The organism is Pseudarthrobacter sp. AL07 (genome assembly GCF_029960665.1).
Classification (GTDB): domain Bacteria; phylum Actinomycetota; class Actinomycetes; order Actinomycetales; family Micrococcaceae; genus Arthrobacter.
Genome location: NZ_JASBRB010000005.1, coordinates 126,335 through 145,856 on the forward strand (window position 1 = coordinate 126,335; position 19,522 = coordinate 145,856).

At 66.0% G+C, this 19,522-nt stretch carries 15 protein-coding genes and 2 tRNA genes; 5 read left to right on the forward strand and 12 right to left on the reverse strand.

Translation table 11 applies throughout. The features are described 5' to 3' along the window. Nucleotides 1–139 precede the first annotated feature (139 nt). Together QK290_RS07100 and QK290_RS07105 are read left to right on the forward strand one after the other, a co-directional pair. On the forward strand, nucleotides 140–1,006 hold the full coding sequence (locus QK290_RS07100) for a winged helix-turn-helix domain-containing protein (RefSeq protein WP_282329980.1): 867 nt from the start codon (nucleotides 140–142) through the stop codon (nucleotides 1,004–1,006). 224 nt (nucleotides 1,007–1,230) lie between these two features. Next, nucleotides 1,231–1,758, forward strand: a complete 528-nt coding sequence (locus QK290_RS07105) for a histidine phosphatase family protein (protein ID WP_282329981.1) — start codon at nucleotides 1,231–1,233, stop codon at nucleotides 1,756–1,758. Here QK290_RS07105 and QK290_RS07110 read toward each other — a convergent pair. After that, nucleotides 1,736–2,680: a LysR family transcriptional regulator gene (locus QK290_RS07110; RefSeq protein ID WP_282329982.1), complete on the reverse strand. Its 945-nt coding sequence runs from the start codon at nucleotides 2,678–2,680 to the stop codon at nucleotides 1,736–1,738. The genes QK290_RS07105 and QK290_RS07110 overlap by 23 nt on opposite strands. A gap of 72 nt (nucleotides 2,681–2,752) precedes the next feature. On the opposite strand from QK290_RS07110, the gene QK290_RS07115 reads away from it, so the two are divergent. Further along, nucleotides 2,753–3,781, forward strand: a complete 1,029-nt coding sequence (locus tag QK290_RS07115; RefSeq protein WP_282330052.1) for an EamA family transporter — start codon at nucleotides 2,753–2,755, stop codon at nucleotides 3,779–3,781. 528 nt (nucleotides 3,782–4,309) lie between these two features. Here QK290_RS07115 and QK290_RS07120 read toward each other — a convergent pair. From QK290_RS07120 to QK290_RS07140, 5 genes are all read right to left on the reverse strand, one after another. Further along, nucleotides 4,310–4,924, reverse strand: coding sequence for a TetR/AcrR family transcriptional regulator (locus QK290_RS07120; RefSeq protein ID WP_282330053.1), 615 nt, complete (start codon nucleotides 4,922–4,924; stop codon nucleotides 4,310–4,312). 113 nt (nucleotides 4,925–5,037) lie between these two features. Then, the gene (locus tag QK290_RS07125; protein WP_282329983.1) at nucleotides 5,038–7,074 is read right to left on the reverse strand and encodes a YhgE/Pip domain-containing protein; all 2,037 of its coding nucleotides are present in this window, start codon (nucleotides 7,072–7,074) and stop codon (nucleotides 5,038–5,040) included. Further along, nucleotides 7,071–7,778 (reverse strand): ABC transporter ATP-binding protein, encoded by a 708-nt coding sequence (locus tag QK290_RS07130; RefSeq protein WP_282329984.1) that lies wholly within the window; start codon nucleotides 7,776–7,778, stop codon nucleotides 7,071–7,073. The genes QK290_RS07125 and QK290_RS07130 overlap by 4 nt, the downstream gene beginning before the upstream one ends. A 120-nt stretch (nucleotides 7,779–7,898) precedes the next feature. Beyond that, on the reverse strand, nucleotides 7,899–9,413 hold the full coding sequence (locus QK290_RS07135) for an NAD(P)/FAD-dependent oxidoreductase (RefSeq protein WP_282329985.1): 1,515 nt from the start codon (nucleotides 9,411–9,413) through the stop codon (nucleotides 7,899–7,901). A 125-nt stretch (nucleotides 9,414–9,538) separates the two neighbouring features. After that, nucleotides 9,539–9,612 (reverse strand) — tRNA-Arg (locus QK290_RS07140). 274 nt (nucleotides 9,613–9,886) lie between these two features. Here QK290_RS07140 and QK290_RS07145 point away from each other — a divergent pair. Then, nucleotides 9,887–11,713 (forward strand): phosphoenolpyruvate carboxykinase (GTP), encoded by a 1,827-nt coding sequence (locus tag QK290_RS07145; RefSeq protein ID WP_282329986.1) that lies wholly within the window; start codon nucleotides 9,887–9,889, stop codon nucleotides 11,711–11,713. A 168-nt stretch (nucleotides 11,714–11,881) separates the two neighbouring features. Here QK290_RS07145 and QK290_RS07150 read toward each other — a convergent pair whose 3' ends face one another. From QK290_RS07150 to QK290_RS07165, 4 genes are all read right to left on the reverse strand, one after another. Further along, nucleotides 11,882–13,042 carry a globin domain-containing protein gene (locus QK290_RS07150; RefSeq protein ID WP_282329987.1) on the reverse strand — a complete coding sequence of 387 codons (1,161 nt, stop codon included), beginning with the start codon at nucleotides 13,040–13,042 and terminating at the stop codon, nucleotides 11,882–11,884. A 139-nt stretch (nucleotides 13,043–13,181) separates the two neighbouring features. Beyond that, nucleotides 13,182–13,631, reverse strand: coding sequence for an Rrf2 family transcriptional regulator (locus QK290_RS07155; protein ID WP_282329988.1), 450 nt, complete (start codon nucleotides 13,629–13,631; stop codon nucleotides 13,182–13,184). Between the two features lie 17 nt (nucleotides 13,632–13,648). Beyond that, nucleotides 13,649–14,128 carry a hypothetical protein gene (locus QK290_RS07160; RefSeq protein ID WP_282330054.1) on the reverse strand — a complete coding sequence of 160 codons (480 nt, stop codon included), beginning with the start codon at nucleotides 14,126–14,128 and terminating at the stop codon, nucleotides 13,649–13,651. Between the two features lie 22 nt (nucleotides 14,129–14,150). Further along, nucleotides 14,151–15,569 (reverse strand): phosphomannomutase/phosphoglucomutase, encoded by a 1,419-nt coding sequence (locus QK290_RS07165; RefSeq protein WP_282329989.1) that lies wholly within the window; start codon nucleotides 15,567–15,569, stop codon nucleotides 14,151–14,153. A 96-nt stretch (nucleotides 15,570–15,665) separates the two neighbouring features. Between QK290_RS07165 and QK290_RS07170 the strand changes: the two genes are divergently transcribed. Further along, on the forward strand, nucleotides 15,666–17,846 hold the full coding sequence (locus QK290_RS07170) for a RecQ family ATP-dependent DNA helicase (protein WP_282329990.1): 2,181 nt from the start codon (nucleotides 15,666–15,668) through the stop codon (nucleotides 17,844–17,846). Here the strand turns inward: QK290_RS07170 and QK290_RS07175 are convergent. Both QK290_RS07175 and QK290_RS07180 read right to left on the reverse strand, forming a co-directional pair. After that, nucleotides 17,770–19,251: an MFS transporter gene (locus QK290_RS07175; protein WP_282329991.1), complete on the reverse strand. Its 1,482-nt coding sequence runs from the start codon at nucleotides 19,249–19,251 to the stop codon at nucleotides 17,770–17,772. The two genes, QK290_RS07170 and QK290_RS07175, sit on opposite strands and share 77 nt — an antisense overlap. A gap of 95 nt (nucleotides 19,252–19,346) precedes the next feature. Beyond that, nucleotides 19,347–19,434, reverse strand: a tRNA-Ser gene (locus QK290_RS07180). Between the last annotated feature and the right edge of the window lie 88 nt (nucleotides 19,435–19,522).

Here is a 19,522-nt window from a genome sequence, read left to right on the forward strand (position 1 = left end):
AGACCCCGCGGAGTTCCTAGGCATTCGCCCCCAAGCCCAGCGCCCCAAGCCCAGCGTAGGGCGCCCTCCCCAGATCTCATTGCGGGGAAATTCAGCATTCGAGCCGCGATGACGGCCATTCACATTGAGGTAAGCATTCATGTCAGTTGCATCCGGATACGTCCATATCTCCGTCCGTAACGCAGGCAAGGCGGGCCAGGCCTCCGGCCTCCGCCAAGGCTTCGGCGCCCGGCCGGCATTCGTCCCGGCAGCCCCCGGCGCCAGCTTTCCTGCCCCCGGCTACGCACCGCAAGGCTACAATCCAAATTCCTACGGCCAGCTCCGCGCTGTCCAGCCTGCCGAAGCCGCACCGCTTACCGCGCCCACCCCGGTTATCGCTGGTCCAAACGCCGGGCGGCCGGTCGCCAACGACACCGTTGCCCGTGGATTTGTCCTCTACATGGGCATCGACGAGGAAACCGCAGCGGCTGCCGGCACCTCCATTGCCAAGCTTGCCCAGGAAATCCGCACTTACGCACAGTCACTCGTGACCGGCGCCGAAAGCTACGCCGCCGTTGCCGTGGCCCCGGCCGGCACCCCCGGTTCCGCGCTCGACGTCGTCCGGTCCACCTTTGGTGACCCCACCGTGAATGCACAGAAGCGCACCGAGACTGCCCGGCTTCAGCAGCCCCAGGACCCGCGTCCGTCCGGCGTCCTGATCGACCTTGCCCGCCGCGAAGTCCACCTTGACGGCGAGTCCCTGAACCTGACCTTCAAGGAATTTGAGCTCCTGAACTACCTGGTGGAAAACGGTACCCGCACGGTTGGTCGCGATGAGCTGCTTGAGGGCCTGTGGCGCAACGCCGAGGAAGTCCCGAACGAGCGCACCATCGACGTCCACATCCGCCGGCTCCGCTCCAAGCTGGGCCGTCTCGCCAACACCGTCCGCACCGTCCGCGGCCAGGGCTACCGCTTCTACGAGCATCCCGAAGTGATTGTCTGGGCCGCTCCGGAATACTCGATCTAGTCCTTACTTCCGTACCGCGAAAAGGCGGCACGACCCCTCTGCGCCTGCGCTCGTACCGCCTCACTAGCCTCGCAAGCTCGGCCAGGGAACCCTGGCGGCGTGGGCCCCGGCGATGCGGCACTACGCGCAATTCCGCTTTTGTGCGTTCGGGACCCGCGAGTGTTGGCCTCCGCGGCTGTTGCTCGACGGCGGCGCCGTGGGTCCTGCGGGTCTAGGCTTGGGGGATGAGCGACCACCACATCAAACGCCTGGTGATCATGCGGCATTCCAAGGCTGACTGGCCCGGAGGCGTGGCGGATCATGAGCGGCCGCTGGAGGAACGGGGCCACCGCGAGGCGCCCCTGGCCGGCAAGTGGCTGGTCAAGCACGGTATCCTCCCGGACTTCATCCTGTGTTCCAGCGCGCTCCGCACCCGCCAGACCTGCACCTGGGTGTGCTCCGAGCTGGGGGACAAGGCCCCGACGCCGAAACTTGAGGACGGCCTCTACGCGGCCTCTGCGCTGCGGATGCTCGCCGTGGTCAACCATGTGCCTGACACCGTGACCACGCTGATGCTGATCTCGCACATGCCTGGCGTCCAGGACCTCGCCATGCACCTGGCCTCACGCGACTCAAACCACGACGCCTACATGGACGCCGCCACCCGCTACCCCACCAGCGCCCTCACGGTGCTGGAAACGGAAAAGTCCTGGGCCGAGTTGGATGGGCAGGACGCCCGGCTGACCAAGTTCAAGGTCCCGCGAGGCCACTGACCGCAGGGGACCCGGCAACTCCGCGCGTAGCGGCGACCTCGCGCAGCAGTCCGGCGACGTGCTGGATGCCCGGGCTGGCCGCCATGGTCCGGCGGTACACGATGCCCACCTGCCTGACCTGCATGGGGTTGACCAGGGGCAGGGCGACGACGTCCGCAGGCAGCGCAGGCCGGCCGAGGCGGGGGACCAGCGCAACCACGGCCCCCTGCTCCACCAGGGCGATGTGGGTTGAAAAGTCAGGATCGTAGACCCGGATGTCCGGCACCCGGCCTCGATCAGCGAAGATCCGCAGCAGGGCCTCGTTGCAGATGGCGCCGTGCGGTGTGCTGATCCACCGTTCGTCGACGAGGTCGGCCGGTTCCACCTGGCTGCGTCCGGCCAGCGCATGGTCGCGGTGCACCAGAACGTCCGCAACGTCCTCGCACAGCCAGTCGAGCGCCATGTGCTCCGGTATCACCAGCGGGACAGAGTTCCAGTTGTGGACCACACCCAGATCCGCCTCCCCGTTGGCCACCCGCGCCACCGCTTCCCGCGGGTCCTCCGCCAGTACGCTGATCTCCAGCTCCGCTCCGGATGAAGCCAGCCGTCCCAGCAACGGCCCCACCAGGCCCCGGCAGGCGGTGGAAAAGGAAACAACCTTGAGGCGCCCTGAGGGTTTGGTCGGATCCGCCAAGAGGGTGGATTCCAGTTCCTCGAGCTCCGACAGGATGCGCCGGCCGTAGGCTGCCAGGGTGAGCCCGCGCTCGGTCAGCAGCACGCCGCGGCCGCGGCGCTCCAGGACGGGGAACCCGGTCTGCTTCTCCAGCTTCTTGATCTGCTGGGAGACGGCCGAAGGACTGAAGCCCATTACCTCCGAGGCCGCTATGACCGAACCGTGTTGTTCAATCGCAGCCAATGCCCGGAGCGAACCGATCTCAATCATGAAGCAAACGTACATGATGTGACGCAAAATTCAACGCTGGTGCTTCATCTGTTCTTCTGCGAGAGTGGGACCGTGAACCTCCGCCACTCCCTCCTTGCCGCCCTCGTCGCCGTCCTTTGGGGCCTGAACTTCGTGGCCATCGATGTCGGCCTTCATGCGAACGGCGGGGAGGTTCCGCCGCTGCTGTTTGTGGCCCTGCGGTTCCTCCTCGTGGTCTTCCCCTGGATTTTCTTCATCAGGAAGCCGGACGTCAGCTGGAAGGCGATCGTCGGCGTCGGCGTCTTTATGAGCGCGGGCCAGTTCGGCCTCCTCTACCTGGCCATGGCGCTGGGCATGCCGGCAGGGCTGGCCTCCCTGGTCCTCCAGGCGCAGGTACTGCTCACGGTGCTTCTGGCTGCCGGCTTACTGCGCGAGCGGCCCAGCCGGAGCCAACTGGCCGGCGTCGTTCTCGGCGTTGCGGGCCTGACCGTGGTAGCCGTCGGCCGCAGTGCCGTGGCCCCGCTGCTGCCGCTCATCATCGTCCTGGGAGCCGCGCTGTCCTGGGCTGCCGGGAACGTCATTGCTCGGCAGGCCAAGGCCGCCTCCGGGCTGGGGCTGGTGGTCTGGTCCGGAGCAGTAGTGCCCCTTCCCCTCGCCGGACTGTCGCTGCTGGTGGACGGCCCGGAGGCGGTGTTCAGCACCCTGGCAGACCTCCAGCCGGCCACGGTCCTGAGTGCGCTGTACACGGCCATTTTCGCATCGCTGGTGGGGTACGGAATCTGGAACCGGCTCCTGGCCAGCTACCCGTCGTCGGCCGTGGTGCCTTTCACCCTGCTGGTTCCCGTGGTGGGCATGAGCGCTGCCTGGCTGGCACTGGGGGAGGTCCCGACGCCGGCTGAACTGGCTGGCGGGCTGCTCCTCCTGGGAGGAGTGGCGACGGCGGTACTCGCTGGCCGAGGCCGGCGCGGTCTGCGGCTAAGTCAGCGGCGGGGTGCCGGTTTGGCGCCCGTTGTGGTGCCCGGCTTGGGTGCCGGCTTGCGGACCGGGGAAGCGGACGACGACGGCCGCTTGGCTGCCGAGGCTGGCATCCGGGCGGGTGCGCGGGTCCCTGACGCGCGCTGAGCTGTGGCCGCGGTCCGTGTGGCAGTGCCCCCGGCTGCCGGGCGCCGCCCAGCGGGCCCTCCTGCGCCGGACGCGGGCCGCCGCTTGGCCGGTGAGGGCTTCCGTTTCACCGTTCCCGGACGCCTTCCCGCGGGCCAGACGGTGCCAAGGAAGAGGAACACGAGGGTGGCAACTGCTGAGGCTGCACCCCAGTAGAAATAGTTGTCCGGATCCCCGGTGGGGAGCGGTGTGCCGAAGAATGATGATTGCTCGGCGAAGGCCAATTCCCAGGTGCTGACGAAGGCCAGGGAGAAGGCAATGGTGAAGCTGGAACCCGCAGCGGTGGCCACCAGCACAAAGCGGCGCCCGCGGGCCAGGACCTCCGCTATGGCCGCCACGTAGGCCAGCGCAACCAGGCCCAGGAACGTGACCATCACGGCTTCCTCCAGGGTGATGGCGGTGAGCACCAGCATGCCCAGGGCGGCGACAGCCGCGATCACGGCGAACTTCCCGCTGTTACCCATGTGGCGCATGTGTTCAATCATCCTGCTACTTCACGACATAGCCGCGCATGATTGCCATAATTGCTGCAACGCTTTGGTCACGGGTGCGTTCGGGGTTGTAGGTCTGCCGGTCCAGCCCCACCACAAAGCAGGCGCCAAAGATCGCCGTTTCCAGGCTGCCCCGCGAGATCGTTTCGTCCACCGGATAGACGGCAGCCACGCTCTCTATGGCCGCGCCGATCACTGCCAGGAGTTCAGCCCGGAGCACCGCGAACGTGTCCCGCCATTCGCTGGGAGTCCGCCAGTTTTCGCTCACCCACAAACGGGCGAAGGATGGGTAATCGGCCATAAAATCCATGGCCTGGCCGATCATTGCCTCCATGGACACGAGCGGATCGGAGCCGGGCTGCCTGGCCTCGCTGATCAGGCGTGCCTTCAGGATGTCCACGCCGTGCCGCAGCAGCTGCGCGATCAGGTCCGACTTGCTGCCGAAGTTGTAGTAGACGGTGCCCTTGGAGACACCCGCCGCCGCGGCGATCTCATCCACGGTGACGCCAGCTGCGCCACGCTGGCCGATCAGCTCCATGGATGCGTCGAAGAGCTTCTGCCGGGTGGCGTTGGTCCGGGCCGGGCGGAGTTTCTTCTCGGCTGGCCCATGCATGGCCGGCTCGGGCGCGGCGGGAACATGGTCAACAGGATCGTGCCCGCCGGGATCAGTGACGGCAGGATCGTGCACACCAGGATCAGACACCCCAGCTCCGGGAACCGGCTGGCTCATACCGCGATCTCCGGCTTGAGCGTCTTGAGGGTCCAGTACTTGTGCTTCCGGACAGCAAACGTGGACATCGCCGCGCCCAGCAATGTGTAGCCGAGCAGCCCCAGGACAGTGGGCACGATCCCGGACAGCTCCGCGCCGTAGATGAGGTGCCGCATCCCCGTGACCACGTAGCCCATGGGCAGGATTTCGTGGACAACATGGAGAGGCTGCGGGGTGGTCTGCCAGGGGAACGTGCCGCCCGAGGACACCAGCTGTAGCACCAGCAGGATCAGCACCACCAGCTTGCCGGGTGACCCCAGCAGCGCCACGATGCCTTGGATGATGGCGCTGAAGGCCATGGCCGCGGCCAGCATAAACAGCCACATCAGCACCGGATGAGCGGGGTTGAGGCCCAGCGCCAGATCCACCACGAGGGTCAGCAGGCTCGCCTGCACCACCGAAACGGCCAGGAACGGAAGCCATCCGCCGACGGCGATCTTCCAGGCCGGGGCGTTCGACGCCAGGGCCCGCTGGGTGATGGGCCGCATCGCCTGGACCAGCATGAAGATGCCGATCCACAAGGCGAGCGTCAGGAAGAACGGTGCCAGCCCGGCACCGTAGGAGTCCGCCTTTGCCTGCGAGACGTTGCTGACCGCAACCGGATCAGCAATCACCTCTGAGAGGCTGCTCTTCTGCGAATCGTCCGGGTTGGGCACCTGGCCGGCTCCCTTGGCAATTTCGTCGGCCAACGTCCGTGAGCCGTCAGCTGCGGTGGCGGCCCCCGCCTCAAGCTGCCCCGCGCCGGCGTCGAGCGTTTGCGCTCCCTGGACGAGGTGCCCGGTGCCGTCCAGCGCAGACTGCTCGCCGGTGGCCAGCGTGGCCGCCCCGGTATGGAGTTGGTCTGCGCCACCGGAGGCCTGAACAACGGCGTCCTTCAGCGCAGGGGTGGCCGTGGCCAGCTGGGCTGCGCCGACGCTCACGGCTTCGGAGCCGTCCGCGAGCTGCTGGATCTGGGTGGCGTCGGTCTGGATCCGGGTTTTCGCCGCGGCCACGGGGCTGGAGGCTGCCACCGTATCGAAGTCGGCCAGGATTTTGTCTGCCTGCACCTGGGTGATCACTTCGGAGGCGACCAGGCGGGCATTCGATTCGATCACGCGCGTCCGGAGTCCTTGGTCCGCGGCATCGAGCTGGGTGACGACGTCCTGGACCTTGGTGTTCAGCTGCGCATTCCCCGCGGCCACCTGGGCCGCGCCGTTGGCCAGGGTCCGGGTGTCGGTGGGCAGCATGGCGGTCGTCTCTTTCAGGACGGAGAGCCCGCTGCTGAGCTGCCCGGCGCCGTCGGTCAGCTGATTGGCGCCGTCACGCAATTTCAGCTGCCCGTTGTAGAGCTCGCCGGCTCCAGCGCTGAGCTCGCTGGTGCCCGTATGCAGGGTGACCGTCCCGTCGCGGAGGGTTGCCACGCCGTCCGCCACCTGCCCGGCGCCGTCTGCGGCCTTGAGCATCTGGGCGTGGATGGTGCCGAAGCCGGTGAGCAGCTGGTTCGCCGTCTCTTCGCCCACTTCCTTGGCCACAGTTGTGTGCACCGCGGTGGTCAGTTTGTCCACGATGGTGCTCAGCAGATAGTTGTTGGCATCGTTGGTGGTGACGTTCAGCATCGCCTGGCTGGCTGAGTCGAAGCTGCCGGGGGAGACCAGGTTCGCCGAGAACTCCGCCGGGATCTTCAGCGCAAACGCGTACTTGCCGCTGCTGACCCCTGCATCGGCCTCAGCCGCCGTGGGGACCCCCTGCCAGTTGAAAACGTTGCCCTCCACGAGGCCGTCAGCCACTTTCTTGCCCGCCTGGAGCCCGGTGCCGTCGCTGGACGTGGCGCCGGTGTCTTCAACCACCAGGGCGGCCTCGATCTGGTTCAGGTTCCCGTAGGGATTCCAGTTGGCGTACAGGTACACGGCCCCGTACAGGAGCGGCACCATGATCAGGGCCAGGATGGTCAGCTTTGGCAGCAACCCGCCGGTCATCCGCTTGAGTTCGGAACGGGCCAGCCGCAGCACGGTCACTTGGCATCCTCAGTTTCAAGTAGGAGGGATTCGGTTTCTTCGTCTGTGAGAGCCGGCGCATCGGGTGCTTCGTCGGCGTCGGGGAAGGCGTTGCCGATCACCGCGGCCGGCCGCGTCCACCCTGTCGGGAGCGAAGTAACGGTGACGACGACGGCGAGCGGCCGGCCGGCGTCGTACGCCAGCTCCTCAAGCCGCGGGAGCCAGTCCGCGGAGTGCGCACCGTGCCTGTCGGGGGAGTCCACCACCAGGAGATCGGTGTGCGGGTTGGCGAGGGCCAGGGCTGTCAGCAGTTCAATGCGCCGGTCCGGGGCCAGCTGCTCAGTCCACAAGTCCGCGATGTCCTCGAAACTGTTGACCTTGAGCCAAGGCTTGCTGAGCAGCGCGCCCCGGTAGCGGCGGGGGATCAGCACGAGGTCCTCGGTGACAAGGTCCCGGACGCTGAGGTGCTGCTCGGGCTCATTCACATTGGGGGAATCCACCAGGGCGCTCGCGAGCCTGAGGGATTTGGTGCGTTCGTTGGCGTCCCACGAGATCCGGCCGCCAGTGGGTTTCATGCGCCCGCTGATGGTCAGGGCGAGGGCTGTCCGCTGGTCCTGGCGTTCGGCGGTGACGAGGAGGAGCTCACCCCGGCCGACCCGCAGAGAGGTGGGCGGGAGCAAATCGTCGCGCCGGCCTTTCACATGGAGCTGCTGTACGGAGAGCAAGAATGGCCTTTCGACGGGGTATGTCCGTCCCAAGTCTAACTGAACTGACTGGTCAGTTCAAATAGAAGGCAGAGTGGCGCAGGGGAGCAAACCAGCCCGAACGGACACTTGCGGCCCCGACTACAAGCCGTACTTCTCCAGGAGCCGCAGCCACACCTCGCTGACGGTGGGAAACGACGGCACCGCATGCCACAGCCGCTCCAGCGGGACCTCGCCCACCACTGCGATGGTGGCGGCGTGCAGCAGTTCACCCACGTCCGGGCCGGCGAACGTGGCGCCGAGCAGGACTCGGCGGTCCTCGTCCACCACCAGTTGCGCCCAGCCTTCGTAGTGTTCGGAGTGCAGGGAAGATCCTGATACCTCGATGGGCAGTTCCACGGACGACACGTTGTAGCCGTCCCGCTTCGCCTGTTCCACTGTGCGCCCCACGGCCGCCAGTTCGGGGTCGGTGAACACCACGCTGGGAACGGCATGCTGGTTTGCGGTGTGGGCGTAGCGGCTCCAGGGCTTTGGGGTGCCGCGGAGTTCACCCTTGGCGCGGGCTGCGATGGCGTCGCCGGTAGCGCGGGCCTCGTACTTGCCCTGGTGGGTGAAAAAGTTGCTGCCGGCGGCGTCGCCAACAGCGTAGAGCCAGGGATCCACTCCATCCGAGCCCTCCTCGCCCTGAACGTTCGGGGTGCCCGGGACGTCCGGGAGGCCCTGGACTAGTCCAGTGGAGTCTGTGGTGAGTTTCAGCGGCTGTCCGTGCTGCGCCTCGAAACCCAGGCTTTCCAGGCCGAGGCCTTCGAGGGCGGGATGCCGGCCTGTTGAAACGAGGACCTTGTCTGCAATGACGGTTGTGCGGCCGTCCGCCGTCGGGTCCTGAAGTGTCAGGGTGAACGTGCCGTCGTCGTTTTCCCGGACACTCTCGGTGGATGTGTTGAGGCGGACCGCCACGCCGTCCGCGCGCAGCCCCGCGACTACAAGTTTGCTGGCCTCCGCGGGGAACGTGCCCAGCAGGCCGCTCCTGGCCACCAGCGTCACGTCCGAGCCCAGGCGTGCGAATGCCTGCGCCAACTCGCTGCCCGCGACGCCGCCGCCGATCACAGCCAGGCGCTCCGGTACCTCCTTGGCCGAGGTGGCTTCGCGTGTGCCCCAGACCTGAAGGTCCGCCAGGCCGTTGATGGAAGGTGTGGTTGGCGTGGAGCCGGTGGCGAGGACGACGGCGTGACGCGCCTTGAGCTCATAAGTGTTGCCGTCCAGCCCGGCTACTTCAACGGTGTGTGGTGCGGTGATCCAGCAGTGGCCGCGGAGCAGCTCAATTCCGGTATCTTCCAGCCACTTCACCTGGCTGTCGTCCTGCCAGTTTGCGGTGAAATAGTCCCGGCGCTTCAGGACTGCCGCTGCATCCAGTGTCAGGGTGACGGCTTCCGCTGCGCCGGGTACGGCCTGTGCGCCGTGCAGGGCGGTGCCGGGGCGGAGCAGGGCTTTGGATGGCATGCAGGCCCAGTATGAGCATTCGCCGCCCACCAGTTCGGCTTCAACGAGGACCGCCGTCAGGCCGCCCTGGACCACCCGGTCGGCGACGTTTTCCCCCACGGCACCGGCGCCAATCACAATGACATCGAATTCACGTTGCAGCGTTGCAGGCGTCATTCGTCCAGCCTACGCCCGCCTCCTTTGAGGCGGGGAGTGCCGCCGTCGTCAATCCGGCGACTGCAGAAATGCGTAACTTAATGACAAAAGGCCCGTATCGGCGAACCGATACGGGCCTTGCTCTGTGCGCCCAGAGGGATTCGAACCCCCGGCCTTCTGTTCCGTAGACAGACGCTCTATCCAGCTGAGCTATGGGCGCATCTTGCGTTTCGCGGAGTTTCTTGCTCCCCGAACCTCGAATTACTTTACGCGAGGGAGGCCCGGAGTTCCAAATCGGGAAGCCTGTAATCTAGCCGACTAGACCGGTCTAGGTGAGCTTCGTCACTTAATTCCGGCAAGTTGTCCGCTTTTTCCTTGAATTTGCGCGGTTTTCGGTTCAAACGCTCACCAACGTGCACAGTTGGTCCAGCTTGGGGCCCCTGGTGGCCAATAGCATTTAGTCCACACCGATGAACCCGAGGAAGGGAACCGCAATGGGCGATCTCGCAAGACTGCCGCTGCTTGAGAAAGCACCCACCACGCATGCTGGCTTGCTGGCATGGGTCGAAGAGGTTGCTGAACTTACTCAGCCGGACCGCATCCACTGGGTTGATGGTACCGAAGAGGAAAATACGCGTCTCACTGACGAACTCGTGGCGGCAGGGACGCTGACGCGCCTGAACCAGGAGCTCTTCCCTAACTCTTTCGCTGCATTCTCTGATCCCGCGGACGTAGCCCGCGTGGAAGAGCAGACCTTCATCTGCTCCGAGAAGGAGCGCGACGCCGGCTTCACAAATAACTGGATGGCCCCGGTCGAGATGAAGCAGAAGCTGCGCGGATTGTTCGGCGGCTCCATGCACGGCCGCACCATGTACGTGATCCCGTTCGTCATGGGCCACCTGGATGCCGAAGATCCCAAGTTCGGCGTCGAGATCACCGATAGCGCCTACGTGGTTGCCTCGATGCGCATCATGGCCCGCATCGGCACCGACGTCCTGAACCGGATCACCGAGACCGACGCCTTCTTCGTGCCGGCCCTGCACTCCCTGGGTGCGCCGCTCGACGCCGGCCAGGCCGACGTGCCGTGGCCGTGCAACCCGGACAAGTGGATCGTGCACTTCCCCGAGGAGCGCTCCATCTGGTCCTTTGGTTCCGGCTACGGCGGCAATGCGCTGCTGGGCAAGAAGTGCTACGCCCTCCGCATCGCCTCCGTGATGGCCCGCGACGAAGGCTGGCTGGCCGAGCACATGCTCATCCTGAAGCTGACGTCCCCGGAGCAGAAGACATATTACGTCTCGGCTGCCTTCCCGTCCGCCTGCGGCAAGACCAACCTCGCACTGCTCGATCCCACCATCGAGGGCTGGAAGGTGGAAACCCTGGGCGACGACATCACCTGGATGCGGTTCGGCAAGGAAGGCGAACTCCGCGCCGTCAATCCCGAGGCCGGCCTCTTCGGCGTTGCCCCGGGCACTGGCTGGGGCACCAACCCTAATGCGATGCGCGCCATCGCCAAGGGCAACAGCATCTTCACCAACGTCGCACTGACCGACGACGGCGGCGTGTGGTGGGAGGGCATGACTGAGGAAGTGCCCGCTCACCTGACCGATTGGAAGGGCAATTCCTGGACCTCGGACTCCGATAAGCCGGCAGCCCACCCAAACTCGCGCTTCTGCACGCCGATCGACCAGATCGACATGCTGGCCGAGGAGTACAACAACCCGGACGGAGTGGAGCTTTCCGCGATCCTGTTCGGCGGCCGCCGCAAGACCACCATCCCCCTGGTGACTGAGGCCCGCAGCTGGTCAAACGGCATCTTCATGGGTTCCACGTTGTCCTCCGAGACCACTGCCGCGGCAGCCGGGGCAGTGGGCGTGGTTCGCCGCGATCCCATGGCCATGCTGCCTTTCATGGGCTACGACGCCGGAGACTACCTGAACCACTGGGTCAACCTGTCCGCCAAAGGCAACCCGGAACGCCTGCCCAAGATCTTCCTGGTCAACTGGTTCCGCCGCACGGCCGAGGGAGGCTTCGCCTGGCCTGGCTTCGGCGATAACGCCCGCGTCCTTAAGTGGGCCATCGAGCGCCTCGAAGGCAAGGCAGACGCCGTCGAGACGCCGATCGGCTTTGTCCCCACGGGCGAATCCATCGACCTTAAGGGCCTGGATATGACGCCCGCACAGGTCGAAGAAGCTGTCCGCGTCGACCCGGCAGAATGGGCCACCGAGCTCGCATCCATCGAGGAGTGGTACGCCAACTTCGGCGATTCCCTCCCCGAGGCACTGCAGTCCGAGTTTGCCAGCCTGAAGTCCCGCCTGGGCTGAGGTTCCAGAAAGTACGACGGCGGCCCCGCACCTTTGCAAGAAAGGTGCGGGGCCGCCGTCGTACTCTGCGCGAACGGACACTTCTGGCCCCTCGGATGCGCGAAAGGACACTTAAGCACCGGGACTTATGTGTCCTTTCGCGCTTCTGACGCCAGGAAGTATCCGCCGTCAGGAAGCGAGCCAGATGTCTGGGCCGAAGACCTCGTAGTGGATGCTCGTGGCCGGGATGCCGGCGTTGATGGCCTCGTTGCGGATGTGCTTCATGAACGGCAGCGGCCCGCAGAGGTACAGCGACGCGTTGGCGGGCAGGTCCACTTCACGCAGGGACATAAAGCCTGTGTTGGTCCCGTCGCGTGGCTCTTCAAGCCACAGCTGCAGGTCAGCACTGTCCAGGCGTTCGACGTCATCCGTCATCTGACCGCGCAATGCCCAGCTGTCCAGCGTGCTTTCCGCGTGCAGCACCAGCACCTGCCGGTCCGAGCCCGACTCGGCAAGGGACCGGAGGATCGACGCCGTGGGCGTGCAGCCGATGCCGGCCGATGCCAGGACCACCGGGCCGTCGCCACCCTTCAGGGTGATCTCGCCGTAGGGATTCGAAATCTCCAGGACGTCGCCAACCTCGACGGCGTTGTGCAGCACAGGGGAGACCTCGCCGCCGTCGTCGAGCTTGGTGGTGAAGCTGCGGCTCGTGCCTGCATCGCCCGAAAGTGAGTACTGCCGGACCTGGCGCAGGCCGTCGGGGAGTTGGACCTTGACGCTGACGTACTGGCCGGCCAGGGCGGGTGTGACCGGTGTGTCGTCTGCGGGTTCCAGGGTGAAGGTCATGGAGCCGATACCGGCATGGTTCTTTGAGGCAACCTTCCATGGCGTCCACATCTTGCCGTTGGCCTGTGCTGCGTAGAGGCCCTTTTCGAGCTTGATCAGGGCGTCGGCCATCAGCCAGTAAACTTCGGTCCAAGCTTCGGCGATCTCCGGGGTGATGACCTCGGCCAGATCCTCCGCGATGGCCGCGAAGAGGTGCTCATAGACCACCTGGTACTGGGGCTCACTGATGCCGAGCGATGCGTGCCGGTGGGCGATACGGGACAGTACGGTTTCGGGGAGGGTGTCCGGGTTGTTGACCAAGTGCGTGGCGAAAGCGGCGATGCTTCCGGCCAGCGCCTGCTGCTGGTCGCCCGAGCGCTGATTGGAGCGGCTGAACAGGCCATCCAACAGTTCCGGGTGGGCGGCGAACAGCCGTGCATAGAACTTGGGAGTGATGGCGCCGATCCGGGAACCGACGAGCGGCAGTGTGGCTTCTATGACGGGGCGGGATTTGTCCGAGAGCATGTGTACTCCTGCGATAGGGTCCGGGGTTGCGCCCGGTCAATGTGAATACTTACATTTGAAATGCGTATATTCGTAACTCAAGTTCTACACCTCGTAGAAGTGGGAATCAAATTGGCGGGGAGGTGGGCGCGGCGCGGGGCTACAGGCCGGCGCGCAGGCCGATCATCTGGAAGACGGGTGCCATCTGCCGCGAGCCGGGAAGTTCGGCCACAACCACTGCATCAAGTTCCCGGTAAAACGCTTCACGGGCACGGGCCAGCGCGGCGCGAAGCCTGCATTCGTGGATCAGCGGGCAGTCGCCGCCCGGCGCGACGCAATCGGTCGCGTCCGTCCGGGTGTCAAGGTCCCGCAGGACCTGGCCCACCGTTGCCCGGCGGCCAGCGGAGCTGAGCCGTGATCCTCCCGACCTGCCGCGCTCAACGTCGATCAGGCCCAGTGTCCGCAGCTTGGCCATCGCCTTGCTCACGTGGTTGTACGGAGTGCCCACGGCATCGGCGATGTTCTGTGTAGTCAGGAGGGTGCCCCCGGGCGCGGCGGCCAGGACCATCAGCGCCCGGAGGCTGACATCTGCGAAGGCGTTGATTTTCATGGCAACCGGGGCGCGGTCTAGTCCACCCAGACGGTGGGTTCGCTGGTGTCAGCGGCGAGCTGGCCAAACTCCCACTCGTGGGTCCCGGTGTTGGCGGCGTAGGGGAGGACCGCGGCGAAAACTGATCCATCGCGATGTTCAGCAGCTACATGGATGGCATCTGTATCCTCCTCGATCAAGAGGATGTCGCAGACAATAGCGGCCGCGCGGAAATCAGCCCGGTTCTGCCGAAGCAGCTCGGTGAGGTCGCTGATCATCGTGTCCGCGTCGAAGTCAGCGTCGGAGCCGTCCTGGGCATCAGCCGGGGTAACGGCCACGAGGCGGACTTCGCCGTCGTTCTCCACCACCAGTGCGAATGGCAGGAAGCCGCCATTTCGCTCAAGCTGTTCCTGGGCTGCGCCGACGCCAGTGCCCAGCAGGTTTTCCAGGTCCGTGGCCGAGGCCTCCGGAACGGAATTCCGCCACGAAGCCACCGCCACCGGGCCGTCGGTTTCCATGGCTTCGCGGGCCACTTCCGGCTTAGCGCCTGACATTGGAGAGCACGCGGTCGCGGACGCGTTCCATCGTGGACCGGTCCGTTGCTTCCACGTTCAGGCGGAGGAATGGTTCCGTGTTGGACGGGCGCAGGTTGAACCAGAAGCTGCCGTCATTTGCGGTGAAGGTGCTGCCGTCCATGGTGTCCACGGTGATGTCCTCGGCGGCAAAGTCGGTGCGGACGCGCTCAACGGCGCCGGCCTTGTCCTCGATTTCGGAGTTGATCTCACCGGAGGAGACATACGGCTCGTACTCGCGGCCGAGCTCGGACAGCGGTCCGTCCTGCTCCCCGAGGGCAGCGAGCACGTGCATTGCTGCGAGCATCCCGGTGTCTGCGTTCCAGAAGTCGCGGAAGTAGAAGTGGGCAGAGTGCTCGCCGCCGAACACGGCACCTTCCTCGGCCATGACTGCCTTGATGAACGAGTGGCCCACGCGCGTGCGGACGGCGCGGCCGCCGTCGTGCGCTACCAGTTCCGGCACCGCACGGGAGGTGAGCAGATTGTGGATGACCGTGGGCGTCGCCTCGCCCTGGGCCTTGGCGCGGGCGATTTCGCGGCGTGCCACCATACCGGTGACGGCCGACGGCGAGACGGGCTCGCCCTTTTCGTCGATGACGAAGCAGCGGTCGGCGTCGCCATCGAATGCCAGGCCGAGATCGGCACCGTGCTCAACAACGGCGGCCTGCAGGTCGCGGAGGTTCTCCGGCTCGAGGGGGTTGGCTGGGTGGTTCGGGAAGGAACCATCCAGCTCGAAGTACAGGGGGATGATATCGAACGGCAGTTTCGGCAGGAGGGCGTCGCCCAGCACCGCCGGAGTGGTGAGGCCGGCCATGCCGTTGCCTGCGTCGACAACTACCTTGAGCGGCCGGGACGCGGAGAGGTCCACCAGCTGGCGTAGGTACTCGGAGTAGTCCTTCAGGACGTCGTGGACGCCGATCAGGCCGCGCGCGGGGGCCGCCGGGATGGAGCCTTCGTTGAGGTACTGCTCAGCGAGTGCCTGGATCTCTTTGAGGCCTGATTCGGAGGAGATGGGCTGCGCGCCGGCCTTCGACATCTTGATGCCGTTGTATTCGGCAGGGTTGTGGCTGGCGGTGAACGTGGCGCCGGCGGCGTTGAGCGAACCGCAGGCGAAGTAGAGCTCATCGGTGGAGATCAAGTCAAGGAGCTTGACGTCGGCTCCGCGGGTGGCCGCACCGTCGGCGAAAGCCTTGGCGAACTCGGGCGAGGAGGGACGCATATCGCCGCCCACCAGGATCGTCTGTCCTGCCAGTTCCAGGACATCAACGAACGCGGCGCCCACGGCTTCGACGATTTCCGCGGTGATGGATTCGCCCACGATGCCCCGGACGTCGTAGGCCTTGAAGGATGCCGAGAGGTCAAAAGTCTTTGTCTGTTCGCTAGTCACGGGTCTTATCTTACGTGGACCCGCGGACCTTCCCGGTTGTCCACATACGGAGGTCCCGGCTTTATGGGTGTCGGTGCGGGCTGGGATACTGAATCAATGGTCGATACCCAGAACGCCGTCCTTCTTTCCGCTTCCCCTGACTCACCGTCCGCCACAAAAAGCCAGGCTTTGGAGGTTCTCCGCGAACTTGTGGGGCATCCGGAGGCGGATTTTCACGACGGACAGTTTGAGGCCATTAAAGCGCTGGTCGACGGCGGCCGGCGGGCTTTGGTGGTCCAGCGTACCGGTTGGGGAAAATCGGCGGTGTACTTTGTGGCGTCCCTGCTGCTCCGGCGCCGCGGGGCAGGCCCTACGCTGATAGTTTCGCCGTTGCTCGCCTTGATGCGGGACCAGGTTGCTGCCGCCGCCCGCGCCGGAGTGCGTGCTGTGGCCATCAACTCGGCGAACCAGCTGGAATGGGACACCGTCCGGGAACAGCTCGCCGCCGATGAAGTCGACGTGCTGCTGGTGTCCCCGGAACGGCTCACCAACCCGTCCTTCCGTGAAAACCAGCTGCCGGAGCTCATCCGGCGGACGGGTCTGCTGGTGATTGACGAGGCACACTGTATTTCGGACTGGGGCCACGATTTCCGGCCGGACTACCGCCGGATCGCTGATCTGATCACCCAGCTGCCGGAGTCCGTTCCTGTCCTGGCCACCACTGCCACAGCGAACTCGCGCGTGGTCCACGACATCGAGGAACAGCTTGGCGCGGGCGTCCTCACCATCCGCGGAACCCTGGGCCGTGATTCCCTGCGGCTGGGCGTCCTCACACTCCCAAATTCCCGCGAACGGCTGGGCTGGCTCCTGACGCACCTGGCCGACCTGCCCGGCAGCGGCATCATCTACACGCTGACAGTGTCCGCCGCGGAGGACACCGCCCGGCTTCTCGCCGAAGCCGGGCACACCGTACAGGCCTACACCGGCAGGACCGATCCCGCTGACCGGGAGCGAGCAGAGCAGATGCTCAAGGACAACCAGGTTAAGGCGCTGGTGGCCACCTCGGCGCTCGGCATGGGCTTCGACAAACCGGACCTTGGCTTCGTCGTCCACCTCGGGGCACCGTCCTCCCCGGTGGCGTACTACCAGCAGGTGGGCCGTGCGGGCCGTGGCGCGGCGAACGCAGACGTGCTGTTGCTGCCAGGTTCTGAAGACCGGGATATCTGGCAGTACTTCGCCACCGCCTCCATGCCCTCGGAGGAAAAAGCCACAGCGGTGCTGACAGCGTTGGCTGACGCCGGAACTGCCGTGTCAACGGTGGCTTTGGAGGCCCGGGTTGACCTCCGCCGCACCCCGCTGGAGCTGCTGCTGAAGGTCCTGGCCGTGGATGGCGCCGTGGAACGTGTCGGCGGCGGGTGGCGTTCCACCGGCCAGCCCTGGATCTACGACGCCGAGCGTTACCGCCGAATCGCCGAGGCCCGGGTGGACGAGCAGGACTCCATGGTGATCTACCAGGACACCGCCGGGTGCCGGATGGAATACATCACCTCGGTCCTCGATGACGAGACCGCGCACCCCTGCGGGAAGTGCGATAACTGCGCAGGCCGCTGGTTCCGGGCTGACATCGCCGCGGACGCCACGGCGGCGGCCGGCCAGACCCTCACCCGCGCCGGCGGCGTCCTGGAGGCACGGCTGCAGTGGCCCAGCGGCATGGACCGCCTGGGCGTTCCAGTCAAGGGCAAGATCAAGCCCGATGAGGGACTGTCTGATGGCCGCGTGCTGGCAAGGCTGACTGATCTCGGCTGGGGCGGGGCGCTGCGGGAACTCTTCGCTGCCGGCGCCGCGGACCGTCCAGTGGACCCGGCCATGCTGCAGGCCTGTGTCCAGGTCCTGCGGGAATGGGCTACCGGTGACGGCCGGAACCCGGGCTGGAGCGGTGCAGGACGGCCGGCCGCAATCGTCAGCATGCCCTCCCGCAGCAAGCCTGAACTGGTCCGGTCCCTCGCCCAGGGAATTTCGGAAATCGGCCGGATTCCTTACCTTGGCGAGCTGGCCCTGGGCCACGGCGGACCCACTGGAAGCCGCGGCGGCAACAGCGCCTACCGGCTCGCGGGCGTCTGGGACCGCGTGGTGGTGGGGCCGGAGTTGGAGGCGGCCATGGCATCACTCCGGGGCCAGGGCGTGATGCTGATTGACGATCTCGTGGACAGCCGGTGGACCGTTACCGTTGCTGGACGTGCCCTGCGCCAGGCGGGGGCTGGGGCTGTTCTTCCGCTGGTGCTTGCCCAGGCCGGCTGACCTCGGCGCCAGCCTGCCGGTGCAGTGACAGGCTGTCCGCCGTACTCAAGAGCATCAGGACGGCCATGGTGAGGAAGGCCCCGCGGAAGGGTCCGGCGTGATCGGCGGGGAAGGCCCCCGCGCCGTCGAAAATCCGGATCAGCAGGGCGCCAACAGCGATGCCGGCCCCTGCGGCGAGCTGCACCAGGGTCGCCGACACGGAATTGGCCGACGTCAGCTGGGCGGGCGCGATGTCCGCGTACTGCACTGAAGCGTAGGCGGAGAAGCCGATGGAGCGGAAGGCCCCGCTGCAGACCAGCAAGGCGAAAATCAGGGCCTGCGGTGTATCCGGAGTGAGCAGGGCGCACAGTGCGAAGGTCACCGCCGAGGCCAGGGAGCCGAAGACCAGCATGGCCCGGAAACCGAAACGTCGGATCAGCGGCGTGGTGGCCGGCTTGATGCCGATGTTGCCGATGAACACGGCCGCCACCATGATTCCTGCGTGCAGGGGCGACCAGCCGAAGCCGGTCTGGAACATAAGCGGCAGGAGGAACGGCACCGAACTGATGGTCAGGCGGTAGACAAACCCGCCGGTAGCCATGGCCCGGAATGTGCGTGTTGCAAAAACACTGAGGTCGAACAGCGGATTTTTGGCCCGCCTCATCCACACTACGGCCGCAATGAGGGCAAACCCGCCTGCAGCGGCGCTCAATGCAGCCCATGGACCGTTGGGGTGTGCGGTGGCCAGTTCCAAGCCAACCACCAGTGCGCCCACGCCGGTTGTGGTCAGGAGCAGGCCCAGCCAGTCGAGCCGGCGGGTGCTGTCTCCTGCGCCGGTTGGAACCAGCTTCAGTGCGGCGATGAAGGCGGCCGCGCCCAGCGGGAGATTGATGAGGAAGATCCAGTGCCACGACAGGTAGGTTGTCAAGGCGCCGCCCACCAGCGGCGCCAGTACGGGCGCCAGCAACGCGGGCCACACCAGGAAGGCTGTGGCGCGCAGGAGTTCCGACTTGGGTGTGCCGCGCAGTACGAGGAGGGTGCCGACAGGAACCATCATGGCCCCGCCGGCGCCCTGCAGGATCCGGCTCAGCGTCAGCACGGTCAGGTCGGGGCTGACGGCGCAGGCCAACGAGGCGAGCGTAAAGAGGGCAATTGCGACGCAGAATACTTTTCGCGCCCCTGCGCGTTCAGCAAGCCAGCCGCTGAGCGGGATGCCCATGGCCACGGTCATGAGGTAGGCCGTCATGGTGATGTTTACGTCCGCGGCCGGAACGTTAAGGTCGCTGGCGATGTTGGGTATGGCAGTGGTCAGGATGGTGCCGTCCAGGAACTCCATGAAGAACGTGGCAGCCACCAGTAGCGCCAGGCGGGGATTCCACGCCGGGCTTGTGCTGGTTTCCGCGCCCGAGGAATTGCTTGCTGCCATCCCACTATCCTGCCACCGCCGCCCCGGCTGGAGCCCCACACCCGGCTCCCGCCCCGGGAACGCAAAAGGCCCCGGTCCAGGACCGGGGCCAAACGCGGAGACGGGGGGATTTGAACCCCCGGTGGAGTTGTGCCCCACACTTCATTAGCAGTGAAGCCCATTCGGCCGCTCTGGCACGTCTCCAATGGCTATTACTAGCCCACCAAGGATACGCAGAACGGGGCACGCAGTGCAAAACGGCCGCCGAACGCCTGGCTCAGCCCTGGCGCCC